This window comes from Klebsiella variicola, from assembly GCF_000828055.2.
In the GTDB taxonomy this organism is placed as follows: domain Bacteria; phylum Pseudomonadota; class Gammaproteobacteria; order Enterobacterales; family Enterobacteriaceae; genus Klebsiella; species Klebsiella variicola.
Genome location: NZ_CP010523.2, coordinates 3,347,036 through 3,363,396, shown reverse-complemented (window position 1 = coordinate 3,363,396; position 16,361 = coordinate 3,347,036). Strand labels below are relative to the sequence as shown.

Below are 16,361 nucleotides of genomic sequence, written 5' to 3'. Positions count from 1 at the left end.
GGGCTTACTGATGGCCCGACCGGCTTAAACCGGCGCCGTTCGGCGAGAATGTGATGTAGCCTAAACTCAGGCTATCCGCTCACCTTCAGATTAAACAGCCGGGACAGCGCCGCTCTGCCGCTATCCGTCACTTGCACTTCCCGATATCCCGGCGTGCGGGTTATCCATCCCTTCTGCTCAAACAGTGCCATCAGCGACGAACCGGCGTCACCTCCCAGATGAAAACGTCTTTCGCTCCAGTCAAGACAGGGACAGCAAGGCTTACGTCGCGGGCGGGTGTTCAGTACTGCGCCAAGGCGTTCAAGCTGGGCTTTACCGGCTGATGTCAAGGCCAGTCCATCGGCCACCAGCCATTTTTCCCGCAGCATATACTCATAAATATTCACCGCCAACTCGCCCGCCAAATGGTCGTAGCAGGTGCGAGCGTAACGAAGATTAACTGGCGTGCTGGGGAGAAGCGTCTTATGCGCTTGCATAGAGACGCCCATCAGGTTTTCCAGCAGCGCGGCGATATGCGCGCCCGCCAGGCGGTAATAGCGGTGACGCCCCTGCGCGAGACACACCACCAGCCCGTTGCTGAGCAGTCGGGCAAGATGCCCGCTGGTGGTGGAGGCAGACACCTCGGCAACCGTACTGAGTTCGGTTGCCGTCCATGCGCGCCCATCCATCAGCGCGCACAGAATACTGACCCTTGAGGGGTCAGAGAGGGCGGAGGCCACCATCGCCATAGCGGTTTCCAGCGCCTCCTCTGGCTCACTGTCTTGCTGCGTTTTCAGGAGATTCATTCAGAAAGTATGGCCCATTTTTTGGTCACTTCCGCTGCCCGGGTGTCATCATCGGTAATGAGAATGAGCCGGTTACGGTGGTCGCTGTACTGTACCAGAATATTAATGCCATTGCGGGCAAGGGTGTCTGCGATGTCGCCCAGTTCCCCTGGTCGTTCCTGAGGTAACTTTCTGATCAGAGGACGGCATACACTGCTGACGGCAAAGCCGGCCTCGGTCAGTACCCTGCGGGCTTTCTCAGCGTCTTCCACCAGAAAATGCGCATGTCCGGCATCAGGCGTGGTGAATACGCCACCGCCTTCGAGCCCCACGCCGTTGTTACCCAGCGCCAAACCCATTGCGCCAAGCGAGCCCGGCGTGTTGCTGAGAATCACGTGAATGTCATACATCTGACTGTGCTCCCCGATCCGATGCGTAATCCCGGAACACGCGGGCGACGCGTATTCTGTAGTATGAAAAAATCGATGCTTTGCCTTCGCGCTGGGCAGCCAGATGCCGCTCATTTTGCTGCCAGTTGGCCACCGATGCTTCATCTTCCCACCAGGATAGCGAGAGGATTTTGCCGGGCGTACTCAGGCTCTGAAAGCGCTCAATGGCAATAAACCCCGGCGTGTCTGAAAGCAAAGGCGTCAGCCCGGCCGCAAGCTGTAAATATCTTTCCTGTGCTTCTGGTAAGGCGTCGGCCTCAAAAAGTACTGCAATCATCAGTCTGCTCCGTGGTGAATTTCCCCGCAGTCTACTGACGGCCCAAGCAGGATGCTTCGGTCTGTAGCGAAATATGCCTGTTAGGAAAAAAAACGGTCTGACGGTGGGTACCACTACCCGATACGCCTTTTTCAACATCAGACCGGCCTCTGGCGCACGGTTAACGAGCGTCAGGCTGCAGTAAGCTACGGCAGGGCGGACGATGGCGACAGGCGGGAAGCAGGACAGGAGGGCCATCACCGCCCGACGTTATCTCATACTGGCTTATCGCCACAGTGGCTGGTATAGACGCTCACGCCATGGCCATCAGGATCCAGCATTGAGAAGTAATCATGGCCATACAGCGGTGCTTCGGCAATATCCGCAGGGGAGTAGCCGTTAGCCATTAATTCGGCACGATATTTTTCGAGATCGGCTCTGGTGTGTCCGGCGATCATCAGATCAATCTTTTCGCTAATAAAATCAGGACGCTGGCCAACGCGGCTGGCGTGAAGCGCACCCGCCATGGGATCGTCTTTCGCGGCTAACAGGAGATGGGTGCCGCCGCGAAGCTCAATGATTGCCATTTCCGGAAATTTGTCGATACCGCGTAGTCCGAGCCCCTGGTAAAAGGCATAACTCGACTCAATGTCTTTCACCTTCATGACAAAATGTGCGATGGCTGCAGATGGTACAAATTCTTCCATTTCATTGCCTTATAAATATGTTGTAGTGGAAAAATGCAGTAGCAATCTTGTTGCTACCGGGTCGCAGTGCTAATCTGACTGGCCAGTCGAAAATATTATGCGACTGATCAGTCGAAAAAGACAAGGGGAAGTTGTGACGCGTAAAAAAGAGATCGATAAAGAAAAGGTGTTGGATGCCGCGGAAAGCCTGATTCTTGAGTCGGGTGGCCGATTATTCACCCTAGATGCCGTCGCCGAGCGTGCCGGTATCAGTAAAGGTGGCCTGGTGTATACCTTTTCTTCCAAGGACGGTCTGATCCACGCTGTCCTGGAGCGTGAAGTGGCCCGTTTTCAGGAGGCAGTCCGGCAGCGTCTTCCTGCCGCTCCGGTGGGACCGATCGAACTCGTACTCGCGCATATCGAAGAGGCTTTGGCGGAAGAGGACGTATCCACCCAAATGGCGGCGTTTCTTATCACCGCGCTCGTTCATGCTCCCGGCATGCTGGAACCCGTCCGAAGTCTTTACCGATCACTCCTCGATCCGCTTCGTTCGGTGAGCGGGGAGTACGTTACCGTGCGCCACGCGCTTCTTGCCGTGGAAGGCGTTTTTTTGCTCCGTGGGTTTGGCCTGGCAGATATCTCTGCCAACGAGATAAAATCAGTATTACGCTATGCCCATACCCAGGTTTTGTCAGCCTTAGCGGCATCCACCGGCAAGGCCTCGCACGCTTCCTGATTAACCCGGGCGCTGACAGACCGATGGATGGCACCACGTGGCTGTAGCCGCGCGGAGCCATCTGATCTGTCCGTGCGGCAACGCGCCAGCGCACCGGATTACCGCGCCAGAAACGCGTTACTCTGCGTTAAAGATAATAAATTCAGGCTGGTAACTGACCGGGAAATTGACCGATCGGGCGATAAAACAGACGTGATGGATCTGCTGATGAATGGCCGTGGCGGCGTCGAGATCGGTTCCTGGTAATACGGTGATTTTCGGCCTGAGGGTGGCAGAAATAAAGCGACCCGCGCCCCCTTTTAATACTTCACCCGTTGCCACCGGCGAGTCCTGATATTCCATGACCGTAATGCCGGCATCGGAGGCCAGATGTAAGTACCACAGCATGTGACAGGCTGAAAGAGAAGAGAGCAGGAGATCTTCCGGGTTCATTTTGCCGGGATCGCCGCCCAGTAATGGATCATTTGAACAATGAATGGGTTCTTTTCCCTTTACCGCGATATCCCAGGTCCGGGCATAAGCCTTGTAACCCGAAGTACCCGTGCCCTGATTGCCGGTCCATGTGATATGGCTGGTATAAGCATGTTGCATAGATTTGCCTTTTCTCTGTGGAGGGGGGATTTATGCGCTTTTCATCGCTGAGGCATCTTCCCGTTTTATTGCGTTGCCTGAGCGAAGCTGCCGTTGGAATCGCAAGGTTGTCATGACACCGCCGTGAATGGCATAATGGTATACCATTTATGCGTGATGTAAAGAGAGCCAAATGAACACCGCTTCCCGTTCGACCGCCGATATTCTTGCCGGTGAGCTAAAAGCCTTAATCAACAAGGGGTCGTTGCGAGATGGCGACCGTCTCGTTGAGAGGGACCTGGCCAGTCAGTTTGCGGTCAGCCGTATCCCAATGAGAGAAGCGATACAGCAGCTTGAGCGCGAAGGTCTGGTTGAGATTTACAGAAATCGTGGCGCGGTGGTGAAAACGCTGACTGCCGCTGATATCGATGAAATTTATCAGTTGCGGGCACTCCTGGAAGGCGAAGCCATTTTTCATAGCCTGGAGAATATGGACCCGGAAACGCTTGCCCGGGCAGCGCTGGTGCATCAGCTACTGAGCAGCGCTTCGGAACCCGAGCAGCAGGGGAGATATAACCGGGAGTTTCATGAACTGCTTTATGGGAAGTGTAATAATCAGCGCCTGCTGAAGATGATCGGTGAATTGCGCGAGCAGATTGAAAGATATGAGCTTTTTCAGAACAGACTGCTGTCGGATACGCTGAAATTCCAGGATGAGCATCAGCAGATCCTGATGGCCTGCCAGCAAAATCATCCACAGGAGGCGCGGGCGTATACCGTGAAACATATTCTCTCAGCAGGCGAAATCCTTCGCGCTTATATCTTAAGCCGTTAATGGTTGTGCAAAGCGGCTGCGTTGATCGCGCATAAATTGCCATCCGTATCTGCTCAATGCTATAAGAAAAGAGCCGTTTTAATCGTGCTTATGTTTTATCGGTAAGGAATCAGTGAAGGTCAGATAATGATTACGTCAGTTCAGCCTACCACCACCGTCACCACCACCACGACCGTAACCAGCGGTGGTGTGGGCGTATCTGTGACCGGCTCCTGACAAACAGATCCTCACTCCCCGCCAATGTGGACGGGGAGAGACCTCTCCGTTCGTGACACACTGAATGGAGACCCATCATGATTTCATCTGAGCATGCCCTTTTAATTATCGATATGCAGCAGGGGCTTTTCCATGGCCCGGTTTCTCCGTATCAGGCCGATGCGCTTCTGGCGAACGTTTGCCTGCTGATTGAAAAAGCGAGACAGGCTGAGGTGCCCGTCTTCTTTGCCCGCCATACCGGGCCGGACGATTCTCCGTTCTCAGCACAAAGTCCATTAACCCAACTGCTGCCTGAGATGGGTGTTAACGGCGAGCGGGATATCGTCTTTATTAAAAGGTACCCCTCCTGTTTCCAGCACACTGATCTTGCGCATCGGCTCGCCCAGTCCGGCGTAAAACAGCTGGTTATTGCCGGGATGAAAACCGAATTCTGCGTGGACACGACCTGCCGTGCGGCATCGGCGCTGGGATGGCGGACGGTGCTGATCTCGGATGCGCACTCAACCATGGATAACGAACGGTTGTCAGCGCCTGACATTATCGGTCATCACAATATCACGCTTGCCGGGCCATTTGTGTCGCTATCGACCGCCGCAGAGTGGCACTTTTCTGCAGAGAAATAAGGGTGAAGAAAGGGAGCTCGATGGCTCCCGTTTGCCACACCAGTTCATCCGCTTTTACTGTGCATGGCGGCGCAGGGTGGAGGCGGGGTGCCGCCGCAGCGCCTCTTCCGGACGCACAGGGCGCCGCACCAGTTCGCCGCCGCAGTTTGGGCAACGACCGTGCAGCCGCGCCGTCATGCAGTCCCGGCAAAAAGTACACTCGAACGAGCAGATAAACGCCTCGGGTGAGTCTGGCGGCAGATCTTTATCACAGCATTCGCAATTCGGGCGTAACTCGAGCATTAACTTCTCCTGTGGTTAACGGCTGTATCAGAGACGGCGGGTCAACGCATGCTGTTTTTATATCACGGCCCGGACTGGCTGCCGAGGAGGGCGGATTAACTTCCGCCTCAAAGCGTTGCCTTCCCGGGTTGCATCCCCGGCACAAGGATGACTTTGCGGCATGCCTCTTCGCGTTTCTCAAAGATCTGATAGCCGCGCGCGGCCTCCTCCAGCGGCATATGGTGAGTGACGATCTCCTCCGGGGTGAGCAGCCCTTGCTCAATCAGCGCCAGCAGGTCCGGCAGCCAGGCATGGACGTGGGTTTGCCCCATCCTGAAGGTCAGTCCCTTATCAAAGGCATCACCAAACATAAACCCATGAATGAAACCGGCGTAAACCCCGGGCACGCTGACGATACCGCCGCGACGCACGGCGGCGATGCACTGACGCAGGGCTTTTCCGCTGCTGCCCTCGATTTTCAGGTTGCTGAGGACGGTTTCCGTGAGGCTGCCTTTCGCCTCGAAGCCCACAGCGTCAATCACCGCGTCGACGCCGCGATGTCCCGGCGTGTTATCGATAATCCACTGCGCCGGGTCGTCATGGGTGTCGAAGTTTATCGGGATCGCGCCATAGCGTTGCTGCGCGAAATCGAGTCGGTAATCGTTATGATCGATGATAAATATCTGCTCTGCGCCATTGAGCCTGGCGCAGGAGGCGCACAGCAGGCCTACCGGGCCGGCGCCAAAAATAGCCACGCTGCTGCCGGGTTTGACCTCGGCGTTTTTTACAGCCTGCCAGGCGGTGGGCAGAATATCTGACAGAAACAGCACCTTTTCATCGGGTAAGGTGTCAGGCACTTTAAATGGACCGGTATTGGCTTTGGGGACCCGTACATATTCTGCCTGGCCGCCCGGGATGCCGCCGTACAAATCGCTATAGCCAAACAGGGCCGCCGGTGGCGAAATGCCTTTTCGGTTGAGTGTCGCCCCCTGGCCGCTATTGGTGCTTTCGCAGGCGGCATACTGCTGCAGGCGACAAAAGAAGCAGTCTCCGCAGGCGATCACAAACGGGATAACCACCCGGTCGCCTTTGCGGACCGCGGTGACCTCGGAACCCGCTTCCACCACTTCCCCCATAAATTCATGGCCGAAAATATCGCCGTGGTGCGTGCCGGGGATCTTTCCGCGGTAAAGATGAAGATCGGAACCGCAAATCGCCGTCGCGGTGACGCGCAGTATAATATCGTCCGGCGCTTCAAGGGCCGGGTCGGGCATGGTGTCGACGCTGACATGATGGGGACCATGATAAGTGAGTGCTTTCATTGCATATTCTCCTGGAGAGAACGGCTGGCCGCATCAGGTGCAAAGGCATATTGACCTGACGCGATGGCCACCGATAAACCACCGTAAAAATAAAGCGTAGAGTACAAGTAATGGAACTGCGTGATATTTCAGTTGTTGGGTGTATTTTACGCTTCGCTTATTTCACGTTTGGTTTGTTGGGTTATTTGCATATTCGGATGAAGAAGGCTAGCCTTAATCAGGCATGATATTCGCTCCATTTTTTTATTTGATAGCCGCTCCCCCAGCGGCTTTTTTTATTGGTTATCTTTAGAAAAGTTCTGAATTTCATGCTGACGAAGCCTCGCCGCGCCGCTTCGTTATATACCTCAACAGGAGTACTCCGATTGTATCGATAATACGAGGGCTGTAGGTATTATTTCCCTGCACACAGTAAGTTAGCGGTGATGTGCCGTCTGGTTATTTTTAATGTGTGTTGTAGAATTATTCCGAATTACTGCTGAAAGACGTCGGGAAAACGGAATAATAATTTGACTAACCAGCATTACCCGCTAGAGTTAAATATCGAACGACGAGTGATACGGAATATTTTCGTATCGTACTGACATAACCGATATACATGAGGTGAAATATGGCAGAGCATCGTGGTGGTTCCGGTAATTTTGCTGAAGACCGTGAAAAAGCTTCTGAAGCAGGTCGTAAAGGTGGTCAGCACAGCGGCGGGAACTTTAAAAATGATCCGCAGCGTGCGTCCGAAGCGGGTAAAAAAGGCGGACAAAACAGCCACGGCGGTGGCCGCAAGTCCGATAATTCCTGATTATCCTTTTCCTTGCACCCTGAAGTGAAAGTATCTCCTGCGAGTCTGTATAGACTCGCAGTTATTTTCTGACTCCAGAAGGTATTTCTATGAATATGAAAAGCATTGAAGATGTATTTATCCACCTGCTCTCAGATACCTACAGCGCAGAGAAACAATTAACCCGCGGGCTGGCTAAACTGGCCAGAGCGGCGTCCAGTGAAAAACTCAGCGCGGCGTTCAATGCTCATCTCGAAGAAACCCAGGGCCAGATTGAACGTATTGACCAAATTATTGAGCAGGAATCCGGCCTGAAAATCAAACGCATGAAATGCGTGGCCATGGAAGGATTAATCGAAGAGGCCAATGAAGTCGTTGAGAGCACGGAAAAAAATGAGGTACGAGATGCTGCGCTAATTGCCGCTGCGCAAAAGGTCGAGCATTACGAAATTGCCAGTTACGGCACCCTGGTCACCCTGGCAGAACAGCTGGGCTATAAAAAAGCGGTCAAATTGCTGGCCGAAACGCTGGAAGAAGAAAAGCAAACCGACGTTAAATTAACCGATTTGGCGGTAGGTAACATTAATAAAAAAGCGGAAAAATAAACGCTCCCTGACACGAGGAAATGACCATGAATCACGTTGAACATTATCATGACTGGCTACGCGATGCGCATGCCATGGAAAAGCAGGCAGAATCCATGCTGGAATCGATGGCTGGCCGTATCGATAATTATCCGGATCTCCGTGCCAGAATTGAACAGCATATTAATGAGACCAAACGGCAAATTACCGTGCTGGAAGAGATCCTCGACCGCAACGACATTTCGCGCTCGGTGATTAAAGATTCGATGAGTAAAATGGCGGCTCTCGGCCAGTCCATCGGCGGAATGTTTCCTTCCGATGAAATCGTCAAAGGCTCGATCAGCGGGTACGTCTTCGAACAATTTGAGATCGCCTGCTACACCTCTCTGCTGGCGGCGGCTGAAAAAGCGGGCGACACCGCCTCCATCCCGGCTATTGAGGCTATCCTGGCGGAAGAGCGGGAAATGGCCGACTGGCTGATCAAACATATTCCTCAGACCACGGAGCAGTTTCTCCTGCGTTCAGATGCTGACGGCGTAGAAGCGAAAAAATAACCCAGGAGGCAGGCCTATGTTTCGTCATGTGAAACAACTGCAGTATACCGTGCGCGTTGCTGAACCCAATCCGGGGCTCGCGAATTTACTGCTCGAACAGTTTGGCGGCCCTCAGGGCGAGCTGGCCGCCGCGTGTCGTTATTTCACCCAGGGATTAAGCGATGACGATCCCGGCCGCAAAGATATGCTAATGGATATCGCGACAGAGGAGCTGAGCCATCTGGAGATCATTGGCACCCTGGTCGGCATGCTGAATAAAGGCGCCAAAGGAGCTCTGGCTGAGGGCACCGAGAGCGAGGCGGAACTTTATCGTTCACTCACCGCCAACGGCAATGACAGCCACATTACCTCGCTGCTGTACGGCGGCGGTCCCCCGCTGACCAACTCGGCGGGCGTGCCGTGGACGGCGGCCTACATTGATACTATCGGCGAACCCACCGCCGACCTGCGGTCGAATGTCGCGGCGGAGGCGAGGGCGAAGATCGTCTATGAACGCCTGATCAACGTGACCGACGATCCCGGCGTGAAAGACGCGCTGGCGTTCCTGATGACCCGCGAAGCGGCGCATCAGCTCTCTTTTGAGAAGGCGCTGCAGTCGATTCGCAACAACTATCCACCGGGCAAACTGCCGCCCATTAGCGAGTACGCTAACACCTACTACAATATGTCTGAAGGTGGAGAAGTACGCGGCAGCTGGAACAGTGACAAACACTTCGATTATGTCAAGGATCCGCAGCCGGCCGTGGATGGCGGAGATGGCAGCGCTACTGTCGGCCTGACGCCAGAGCAGGAAGCGCTGTGCAAAGCGATGCTGAAGCGAACGCAGTCTGACCCGCAGGGCGATCCTTTGACCGGCGCCGAACTCGGCGCCGGTAAGCAAAACACTTCCTCATCGGCTAAGTGATGTTCGCATGAGCCCCGGCTGCGGCCGGGGCGATTCACAATGATGGGTGTGGAATATGTTTGAATTCGACGCGTTTCATCTGGCCCGATTGCAATTCGCCTTTACCGTTTCCTTCCATATCCTCTTTCCGGCCATCACCATCGGCCTTGCCAGCTACCTTGTGGTGCTTGAGGGGATGTGGCTGCGAACCCGGGATAACGTCTGGCGCTCACTCTACAATTTCTGGCTGAAAATTTTCGCCGTCAATTTTGGGATGGGCGTGGTCTCCGGATTAGTGATGTCCTATCAGTTCGGCACCAACTGGAGCGGATTTTCCCAGTTTGCTGGCAGCATAACCGGCCCGCTGCTGCTGTACGAAGTGCTGACTGCCTTTTTCCTCGAAGCGGGATTCCTCGGGGTGATGCTATTTGGCTGGAATAAAGTGCCGCCGGCACTGCATTTTTTTACTACCTGCATGGTGGCGCTTGGCACCCTGGTCTCCACTTTCTGGATCCTCGCCTCCAACAGCTGGATGCAGACGCCGCAGGGTTTTACCATCGAAAATGGTCATCTCATTCCGCAGGACTGGCTGGCGATTATCTTTAACCCCTCGTTCCCGTATCGTTTGTTTCATATGGCGATAGCCGCGTTTCTCAGCAGCGCCATGTTCGTCGGGGCCTCTGCCGCGTGGCATCTTCTGCGCGGCAACGACTCGCCGGCCATCCGCAAAATGCTGTCGATGGCGATGTGGATGGCGCTGCTGGTAGCGCCAATCCAGGCGGTGGTGGGGGATATGCATGGTCTTAACACCCTTGAGCATCAGCCAGCGAAGATCGCCGCCATCGAGGGGCACTGGGAAAACCGACCCGGCGAGGCCACGCCGCTGCTGCTGTTTGGCCTGCCGGATATGGAACAGGAGCGCACCCGCTATGGCCTCGAGATCCCCGCTCTCGGCAGCCTGATCCTCACCCACAGTCTGCATAAGCAGGTGCCGGCGCTGAAAGACTTCCCGAAAGAGGACCGACCCTATTCACCCGCCGTTTTCTGGTCGTTTCGCATCATGGTTGGGATGGGCGTGTTGATGATCGCCTTAGGGATCTGCAGCGCCTGGCTGCGCTATCGGCGGCGATTGTATCACTCGCGTCCCTTTCAGTGGTTTGCGCTCTGCATGGGGCCTGCCGGCCTTATTGCCCTGGTTGCCGGGTGGGTGACCACCGAGATGGGTCGCCAGCCGTGGGTGATCTACGGCTTGCTGCGCACCCGGGATGCGGTGTCGTTGCACAGCACGCTGCAGATGGCCATCAGCCTGCTGGTGTTTATCGTGGTCTACTGCGCGGTATTTGGCGTGGGGTATTACTACATTTTCCGGCTGATTAAAAAAGGGCCGCAACCGGTGACGGAGCTGACCTCGCAAACCGCCGGCACCCCGGCGCGTCCGCTCTCGGCGGCAGAGCCGGTGCGTGATGAGGAGAACGCATCATGAGCATCGATATCTCGGTGATTTGGTTTGTCATCATCGTCTTCGCCACGCTGATGTATATCGTGATGGATGGTTTCGATTTGGGTATTGGGATGCTGTTCAGCGTGGTGCATGATGGCGAAGAGCGCGACGTGATGGTCAACAGCGTGGCGCCCGTCTGGGATGGAAATGAAACCTGGCTGGTACTCGGCGGGGCGGGGCTGTTCGGCGCCTTTCCGCTGGCCTATGCGGTGATCACCGATGCGCTGGTCATCCCGCTGACGGCGATGCTCATCGGCCTGATTTTTCGCGGCGTGGCGTTTGAGTTTCGTTTTAAAGCGGTTCCCTCGCATCGTACCTTCTGGGATTATGCCTTCGCCGGCGGCTCGCTGCTGGCGACCTTCAGCCAGGGGATTGTCGTCGGCGCGTTTATCAACGGCTTTGCGGTGGCTGACCGCCGCTTCGCCGGTTCAACGCTGGACTGGCTTACCCCCTTTAACCTGTTCTGCGGTCTGGGGCTGGTGGTGGCCTATCTGCTGCTCGGCACCACGTGGCTGATCATGAAAAGCGAAGGCGCGCTGCAGCAGCGGATGCGTGAGCTGACCCGCAAGGTGCTGCTGGCGCTGATGGTGGTGATCGCGGTGGTCAGCGTCTGGACGCCGTTGGGCTGGCGCTATGTGGCGGAGCGCTGGTTTACGCTACCCAATTTCTTCTGGTTCGTGCCGGTGCCGATTCTGGTGTTGGCGCTGAGCCTGTGGATCTGGCGCCTGAGCGCGCGCCCCGCCAGCCACGCTCGTCCCTTTATCCTGACGCTGGGCCTGATTTTCCTCGGCTTCAGCGGGTTGGGGATCAGCGTCTGGCCGAACATTATCCCACCGAATATCTCCCTGTGGGATGCCGCCGCGCCGCCCTCCAGCCAGGTGTTTATGCTGCCGGGGGCGCTGCTCATTATCCCGGTGATCCTGATGTATACCGCCTGGAGCTATTACGTCTTTCGCGGCAAAGTCTCCGGCAGCGAGGGCTATCACTGAGCCTGATTCGCGCCGGCAGGTGAGGATTTGCCGGCGCGCCGCGCCAACCGCGCGGGAATGACCGAGACAGTCGCGGACAAGCCGGCGACCCGTTCCACCCCCTCGGGCAGGGTATCGATATGGATGCGTACCGGCACACGCTGCGCCAGCCGCACCCAGCTGAAGGTCGGCTCGACCTCCGGCAGGCCCAGGGCACCGGTCTCATCATTGGTATCGCCGATCCCGTGTCCGATACTCTCGACATGGCCGGTAATGACCGGATCATACCCCATCAGCGTGATATGTGCGGTATCGCCAACGTGGATGTGGCGCAGGCGGGTCTCTTCAAAATACCCCACCACCCAGAAACGCTGGCCATCAATAATGGCCACTTTCGTCACCCCGGCGGTGGCATAGTCGCCCGGGCGTAGCCGCAGATGGGTGACGTACCCGGCCACCGGCGTCCGCACGGTGGCATGCGCTAAATTCAGTTGCGCCAGCGCCAGTGCCGCCAGCGCGCCCTGGTAGTTAGCGGCCGCGACGCTGGCCGCGCTGGTGGTCTGTTTCAGATCTTCGCTGGAGATGACGCCCTGGATCTGCGCCCGTCGTCTGGCGGCATCCTGGCGCATCGCCATCTCCTGGCGTCGGGCTTCCACCTCCGCCTGGGCGCTACTGACCGCCAGCTTCAGCCAGCGCGGATCGATGGAATAGAGCACATCTCCCCGATTGACCCACTGGTTGTCTTTTACCGCCACGCTGGCCACCGGTCCCGAGACATCGGGAGCGATCTGCACCACGTCGGCCCGTACCCGACCATCGCGGGTCCAGGGCGTTTGCGCCTCCTGTTTCCAGAGAATGAAAGCCAGTAGCGCGGCGGCGGCAACGGCGCCTAAGGTCAGGGCGTAGCGGCCCAGGAGTGTGAGATAGACTGTCATACGGCAAACCCCAGCGTGTTAACTTCCTGCAGAAGCAGAAAAAAGAGGACGATATAGAGGGAAAGCCCCCACAGCGGGCGGCAGGGCAAGCGGCCCAGGCCCCGGACGGAGAAAATAAGCGGTTGCAGCAGCAGCGTCGCGAGCAGGGCGACAAGGCCGACAACCAGCAGGCCGGGGAAAAATACCCCGCCCATCGCGAGATCACGCATGTTTTTGGCTCTCCTCAGGCCGGTGTAAGGCGCAATACAGGGAAATGAGCGCTTCCGCGCGCTCATGTGAGGCGGCATCAGCCGGTAAACCGTGGGCCAACAGCGCGTCAACAGGCTGCGCGAGGGCCTCTATGTCCGACTCCTGTCTAAGGGCGTCAAGCAGCGTCTGCACGGCGGTAGCCGTTTCGCGATCCATCGGCTGATAGCTACGGCGCAGGTGGATCACCGCCAGGCCGGTACGAATATCGTGCAGCATCTTGTCCAGCAGCTGACCTGCGGCCGGCCCGCTCTGCGGTAGCCGCGGCAGCAGTAAAGCGGTCCGGTCGATCATAAGATTGGTCCAGCGGTGGGCATTGTGCGCCAGTCGGCCCCGCGCGGCGCGGCGGATATCGTGACGGCACAGCGTCAGCAGACGATGGACAGCGGCATCGGCCTGCACGGTTTGCAGCAGGCGCATACCAAACGCGGCATAGCCGATGGCGACAAACAGCGCGATAGAGGTATTCATCGCCGTCGCGAAATCCCCCTGATAACTGGGGCCCAGTTCGCACAATATCGGCAGCGTCAGGGTGATGCCCATCGCCATAAAGGTGGTCGGCGGCCGCGCCTGCAGCGAACCGGCCAGCAGATAGACCGGGGCGAGCATCGCCGCCAGCAGGACAAATTCGCTCACCTGCGGCAGCAGGGCGAAGCTATACAGCAGGCTGAACAGCACGCCCCACACGCAGCCGATCAGGTATTTCACCAGCTGCGCCGCCGGCGCATCGAAGCTGGCGAACAGGCTACAGCAGACCCCGAGGATCGAGACCGCAGTGCCGCCATCGGGCCAGGCGGAGCCTATCCAGATCAGGCAGCCGCTGAGGATGATGACGAAGGCGCCGAAGGCGGTCCGCAGAGCGCTAAGCGGATCGCGATGGAAAACATAGCCCTTTACCGCGCGGGCGTCAGGTGGCAGGGTTGGCGATCGGCGGTGATAAATCGCCTTCGCCAGCCGTTCGCTCTGCTGCAGGAGACGGATGGCTTCCGCCAGGTGGCGCACCAGGCTAACGCGCAGCGCCTCGTTCAGCGTCTGCGCAGGGGCGCACCGGTTGATGAGCTGCTCGCAGCGGGAGAGTAGTCCGTCGGCGGAGAGCGCCGTTCTGTGGGCTTCCGGACCTCTCAGCCAGACCTCTGCCTCCGTTAGCAGCGTCTGCAGGTCGTCAGGTGGCTGCCCGCACCTCTGTAAACGGTCATACAATTCGCCATTAACAATTAACAGTCGCGCCAGCCGGTCGTGGATCGCTTTTCTGGCCTGGCGGTGGGGAGCCGAGAGGTCGTCATCCCAGGGAAGATGGTGGTTGATGCCCTGCAGAAACTGCAGGCTCAGCGCCAGCCGCAGGGTTTCCGCCGCCACCGGCTTACCGGCCAGCGTATCGGCGATCCGCTGCCGGGCGGTTGCCAGCGTCTGTGCCAGCGTGCTGTTAAACCGCCCGGCGATGCGCACCGGCAGCACGAAGCGGTGAATCAATCCGGCGCACAAGATACCGATGGCGATCTCTTCCACCCGAATGACCGCGAGGTCAAAGATGGTCCCGGGCACGGAGACGGCGGGGAAACCAATCAGGCTCGCGGTGTAGCCCGCCAGCAAAAAAGCGTATCCGCGCGGCGTGCGCTCAAGCAGCGACAGACACAGGCAACCCGCGATCCACAGGCCCAGCATGGCGCTACACAGGATCGGCTGGTTAACGAAGGTGGGCACGATGAAGACGGTGGCCGCCGCGCCGACGAGGGTCCCGAGCAGGCGATAGACGCTGCGGCTTAGCGATGCGCCCACCGAGGTCTGCGACACGATATAGACAGTGATGATGGCCCACGAAGGCCTTTGCAGACCGATGGATAGCGCAAGATAGTACGCCAGCATCGCCGCGGCGAAACTCTTTGCGGAAAAGAGTATTGCCTGGGCATCACTGCGCAGGACGGCTGAAGTCGATTGCGGCATGAAAGGGCGCGCGACGGCGCCTGCGGCACGCAGCCAGGAGGCCTGGCGAAAGCGGTTAATGTTCATGCTGCGGATTATTGCTGGCTTGCGCTTGCGGCGAAATACTCTATTCTGTCAAAAAATACCTGAATCTGGCCAATCGTATGCCATCACCTTTTGCCAATACGCTGTACGATCCGGACGCCGCGTCCTGCCCGGCCGTCGCCTGTCATCTTGATTTTGTCGAGTATGAAGCGGAAGTGCCGGTGCATACCCATCGCAAAGGGCAGTTGATTATTGTGCTGTATGGTGCAGTGAGTTGTCGGGCGGAAAATAACCTGTGGATTGTGCCACCTCGCTGCGCGGTATGGATCCCGGGTGGTATTCCGCACAGTGTGTCCGCCACCTGGAACGCGCGCCTCAATTATCTGTTTATTGAACCCGGCGCTGCCGCACTGCCTGGCAGCTGCTGCACTTTGGCGCTCTCTCCCCTGATCCACGAGCTGGTGGAGCGACTCACTCGTGAGGGGGCGGATTACGTGGCGGATAGCCATGCCGGGAGACTCGTCCGAGTGACCCTTGACGAACTGGCGACCATGCCGGCGCAGCGCCTGAATCTGCCCGTCTCAGCACATCCCAAAATTCGGGCGATGGCCGACCGGCTGGTCAGCCATCCTGACGATCGCAGCACCCTGTCGGTGTGGGCGAAGCGTCTGGCGCTGAGTGAGCGCTCGCTGGCCCGGGTGATGCTGCGGGAGACCGGCCTGACCTTCGGGCGCTGGCGCCAGCAGCTGCATTTGATTATTGCCCTGCAGGAGCTGGCCAGCGGCGTTTCGGTACAAAACGTGGCGGCTAAGCTGGGGTATGAATCGGTAAATGCCTTTATTACCATGTTCAAAAAAACGATGGGGACGACACCGGCGCACTATTTTGCCGAGCGTCAGACCGCGGCTCGTTAAGAAAACCTTGTCGGGCCGCGACGGCTGGCGTGGCACCCAACAAGGCGGCAGGGGGCGCTTACGCTTTCGGCGGCTTGATCTTAATAATAAATCGTTCGTTAACCCGGGTGATCCTCGCGCCAATGTCGCCAAACTCGGTGGCGATTTTAAAAAAATCGTCCGCGGCGACATCAAAATCGAGTTCAATTTTCGGGTGCTGTCCTGTCGCCAGTAATTCATAGAAATGGTCAAGGCTGCGGGCTTTTTCGCTGGGCATCTTATTTCTCCATGGTAAACCAATCAGCAGGGCGTTTATTGTTTAAAGCGTTTTTCCGGATT

At 57.2% G+C, this 16,361-nt stretch carries 21 protein-coding genes; 10 read left to right on the top strand and 11 right to left on the bottom strand.

Annotated elements, in window-relative coordinates:
• Nucleotides 1-71 precede the first annotated feature (71 nt).
• The 4 genes from SP68_RS15875 to SP68_RS15860 all read right to left on the bottom strand — a co-directional run bounded on the left by SP68_RS15875 (nt 72) and on the right by SP68_RS15860 (nt 2,176).
• Nucleotides 72-785: an ArsR/SmtB family transcription factor gene (locus tag SP68_RS15875; RefSeq protein WP_040975766.1), complete on the bottom strand. Its 714-nt coding sequence runs from the start codon at nt 783-785 to the stop codon at nt 72-74.
• On the bottom strand, nt 782-1,174 hold the full coding sequence (locus SP68_RS15870) for an amino acid-binding protein (RefSeq protein ID WP_040975768.1): 393 nt from the start codon (nt 1,172-1,174) through the stop codon (nt 782-784). The genes SP68_RS15875 and SP68_RS15870 overlap by 4 nt, the downstream gene beginning before the upstream one ends.
• Complete coding sequence (locus SP68_RS15865) at nt 1,167-1,490, bottom strand: antibiotic biosynthesis monooxygenase family protein (protein WP_008807712.1); 324 nt, start codon at nt 1,488-1,490, stop codon at nt 1,167-1,169. Before SP68_RS15865 ends, SP68_RS15870 begins: the two co-directional genes overlap by 8 nt.
• Nucleotides 1,491-1,744: 254 nt before the next feature.
• Complete coding sequence (locus SP68_RS15860; protein WP_012968543.1) at nt 1,745-2,176, bottom strand: VOC family protein; 432 nt, start codon at nt 2,174-2,176, stop codon at nt 1,745-1,747.
• 133 nt (nt 2,177-2,309) lie between these two features.
• Between SP68_RS15860 and SP68_RS15855 the strand changes: the two genes are divergently transcribed.
• The gene (locus SP68_RS15855; RefSeq protein ID WP_040975770.1) at nt 2,310-2,891 is read left to right on the top strand and encodes a TetR/AcrR family transcriptional regulator; all 582 of its coding nucleotides are present in this window, start codon (nt 2,310-2,312) and stop codon (nt 2,889-2,891) included.
• Between the two features lie 117 nt (nt 2,892-3,008).
• On the opposite strand, the gene SP68_RS15850 is transcribed toward SP68_RS15855, so the two are convergent.
• Nucleotides 3,009-3,482, bottom strand: a complete 474-nt coding sequence (locus tag SP68_RS15850) for an OsmC family protein (protein WP_008807711.1) — start codon at nt 3,480-3,482, stop codon at nt 3,009-3,011.
• A 172-nt stretch (nt 3,483-3,654) separates the two neighbouring features.
• Between SP68_RS15850 and SP68_RS15845 the strand changes: the two genes are divergently transcribed.
• On the top strand, nt 3,655-4,296 hold the full coding sequence (locus SP68_RS15845; protein ID WP_040975772.1) for a GntR family transcriptional regulator: 642 nt from the start codon (nt 3,655-3,657) through the stop codon (nt 4,294-4,296).
• A 293-nt stretch (nt 4,297-4,589) separates the two neighbouring features.
• A complete protein-coding gene (locus SP68_RS15840) occupies nt 4,590-5,135 on the top strand; it encodes a cysteine hydrolase family protein (protein ID WP_040975774.1) in 546 nt (181 codons plus the stop codon).
• 54 nt (nt 5,136-5,189) lie between these two features.
• Here the strand turns inward: SP68_RS15840 and SP68_RS15835 are convergent, their stop codons facing one another.
• Together SP68_RS15835 and SP68_RS15830 are read right to left on the bottom strand one after the other, a co-directional pair.
• The gene (locus SP68_RS15835) at nt 5,190-5,417 is read right to left on the bottom strand and encodes a DUF1272 domain-containing protein (protein WP_012542149.1); all 228 of its coding nucleotides are present in this window, start codon (nt 5,415-5,417) and stop codon (nt 5,190-5,192) included.
• 107 nt (nt 5,418-5,524) lie between these two features.
• Nucleotides 5,525-6,718 (bottom strand): zinc-dependent alcohol dehydrogenase, encoded by a 1,194-nt coding sequence (locus tag SP68_RS15830; RefSeq protein WP_008807708.1) that lies wholly within the window; start codon nt 6,716-6,718, stop codon nt 5,525-5,527.
• Nucleotides 6,719-7,328: 610 nt separating this feature from the next.
• Here SP68_RS15830 and SP68_RS15825 point away from each other — a divergent pair.
• The 6 genes from SP68_RS15825 (at nt 7,329) to cydB (ending at nt 12,004) form a co-directional block, all read left to right on the top strand.
• Complete coding sequence (locus SP68_RS15825; protein ID WP_004150795.1) at nt 7,329-7,514, top strand: con-10 family general stress protein; 186 nt, start codon at nt 7,329-7,331, stop codon at nt 7,512-7,514.
• Nucleotides 7,515-7,603: 89 nt separating this feature from the next.
• Nucleotides 7,604-8,098 carry a YciE/YciF ferroxidase family protein gene (locus SP68_RS15820; RefSeq protein WP_008807707.1) on the top strand — a complete coding sequence of 165 codons (495 nt, stop codon included), beginning with the start codon at nt 7,604-7,606 and terminating at the stop codon, nt 8,096-8,098.
• A gap of 26 nt (nt 8,099-8,124) precedes the next feature.
• The gene (locus tag SP68_RS15815; protein WP_008807706.1) at nt 8,125-8,631 is read left to right on the top strand and encodes a ferritin-like domain-containing protein; all 507 of its coding nucleotides are present in this window, start codon (nt 8,125-8,127) and stop codon (nt 8,629-8,631) included.
• A gap of 16 nt (nt 8,632-8,647) precedes the next feature.
• Nucleotides 8,648-9,535 (top strand): manganese catalase family protein, encoded by an 888-nt coding sequence (locus tag SP68_RS15810; protein WP_012542146.1) that lies wholly within the window; start codon nt 8,648-8,650, stop codon nt 9,533-9,535.
• Between the two features lie 55 nt (nt 9,536-9,590).
• Nucleotides 9,591-10,997 carry a cytochrome ubiquinol oxidase subunit I gene (locus tag SP68_RS15805; protein WP_012542145.1) on the top strand — a complete coding sequence of 469 codons (1,407 nt, stop codon included), beginning with the start codon at nt 9,591-9,593 and terminating at the stop codon, nt 10,995-10,997.
• On the top strand, nt 10,994-12,004 hold the full coding sequence (gene cydB / locus SP68_RS15800; protein ID WP_012542144.1) for a cytochrome d ubiquinol oxidase subunit II: 1,011 nt from the start codon (nt 10,994-10,996) through the stop codon (nt 12,002-12,004). The genes SP68_RS15805 and cydB overlap by 4 nt, the downstream gene beginning before the upstream one ends.
• Here the strand turns inward: cydB and SP68_RS15795 are convergent.
• Genes SP68_RS15795 through SP68_RS15785 form a run of 3 tightly spaced genes read right to left on the bottom strand, consistent with a single transcriptional unit; the run spans nt 11,998 to nt 15,171 of the window.
• A complete protein-coding gene (locus SP68_RS15795; protein ID WP_023297397.1) occupies nt 11,998-12,918 on the bottom strand; it encodes an efflux RND transporter periplasmic adaptor subunit in 921 nt (306 codons plus the stop codon). The genes cydB and SP68_RS15795 overlap by 7 nt on opposite strands.
• On the bottom strand, nt 12,915-13,127 hold the full coding sequence (locus tag SP68_RS15790) for a DUF1656 domain-containing protein (RefSeq protein ID WP_008807701.1): 213 nt from the start codon (nt 13,125-13,127) through the stop codon (nt 12,915-12,917). Before SP68_RS15790 ends, SP68_RS15795 begins: the two co-directional genes overlap by 4 nt.
• Nucleotides 13,120-15,171 carry an FUSC family protein gene (locus SP68_RS15785; protein WP_032739579.1) on the bottom strand — a complete coding sequence of 684 codons (2,052 nt, stop codon included), beginning with the start codon at nt 15,169-15,171 and terminating at the stop codon, nt 13,120-13,122. Before SP68_RS15785 ends, SP68_RS15790 begins: the two co-directional genes overlap by 8 nt.
• 77 nt (nt 15,172-15,248) lie before the next feature.
• Between SP68_RS15785 and SP68_RS15780 the strand changes: the two genes are divergently transcribed.
• On the top strand, nt 15,249-16,043 hold the full coding sequence (locus tag SP68_RS15780) for an AraC family transcriptional regulator (protein ID WP_032739974.1): 795 nt from the start codon (nt 15,249-15,251) through the stop codon (nt 16,041-16,043).
• Between the two features lie 58 nt (nt 16,044-16,101).
• Here SP68_RS15780 and SP68_RS15775 read toward each other — a convergent pair whose 3' ends face one another.
• Entirely contained in the window at nt 16,102-16,299 is a 198-nt protein-coding gene (locus SP68_RS15775; RefSeq protein WP_004140506.1) for a hypothetical protein, read from the bottom strand.
• Between the last annotated feature and the right edge of the window lie 62 nt (nt 16,300-16,361).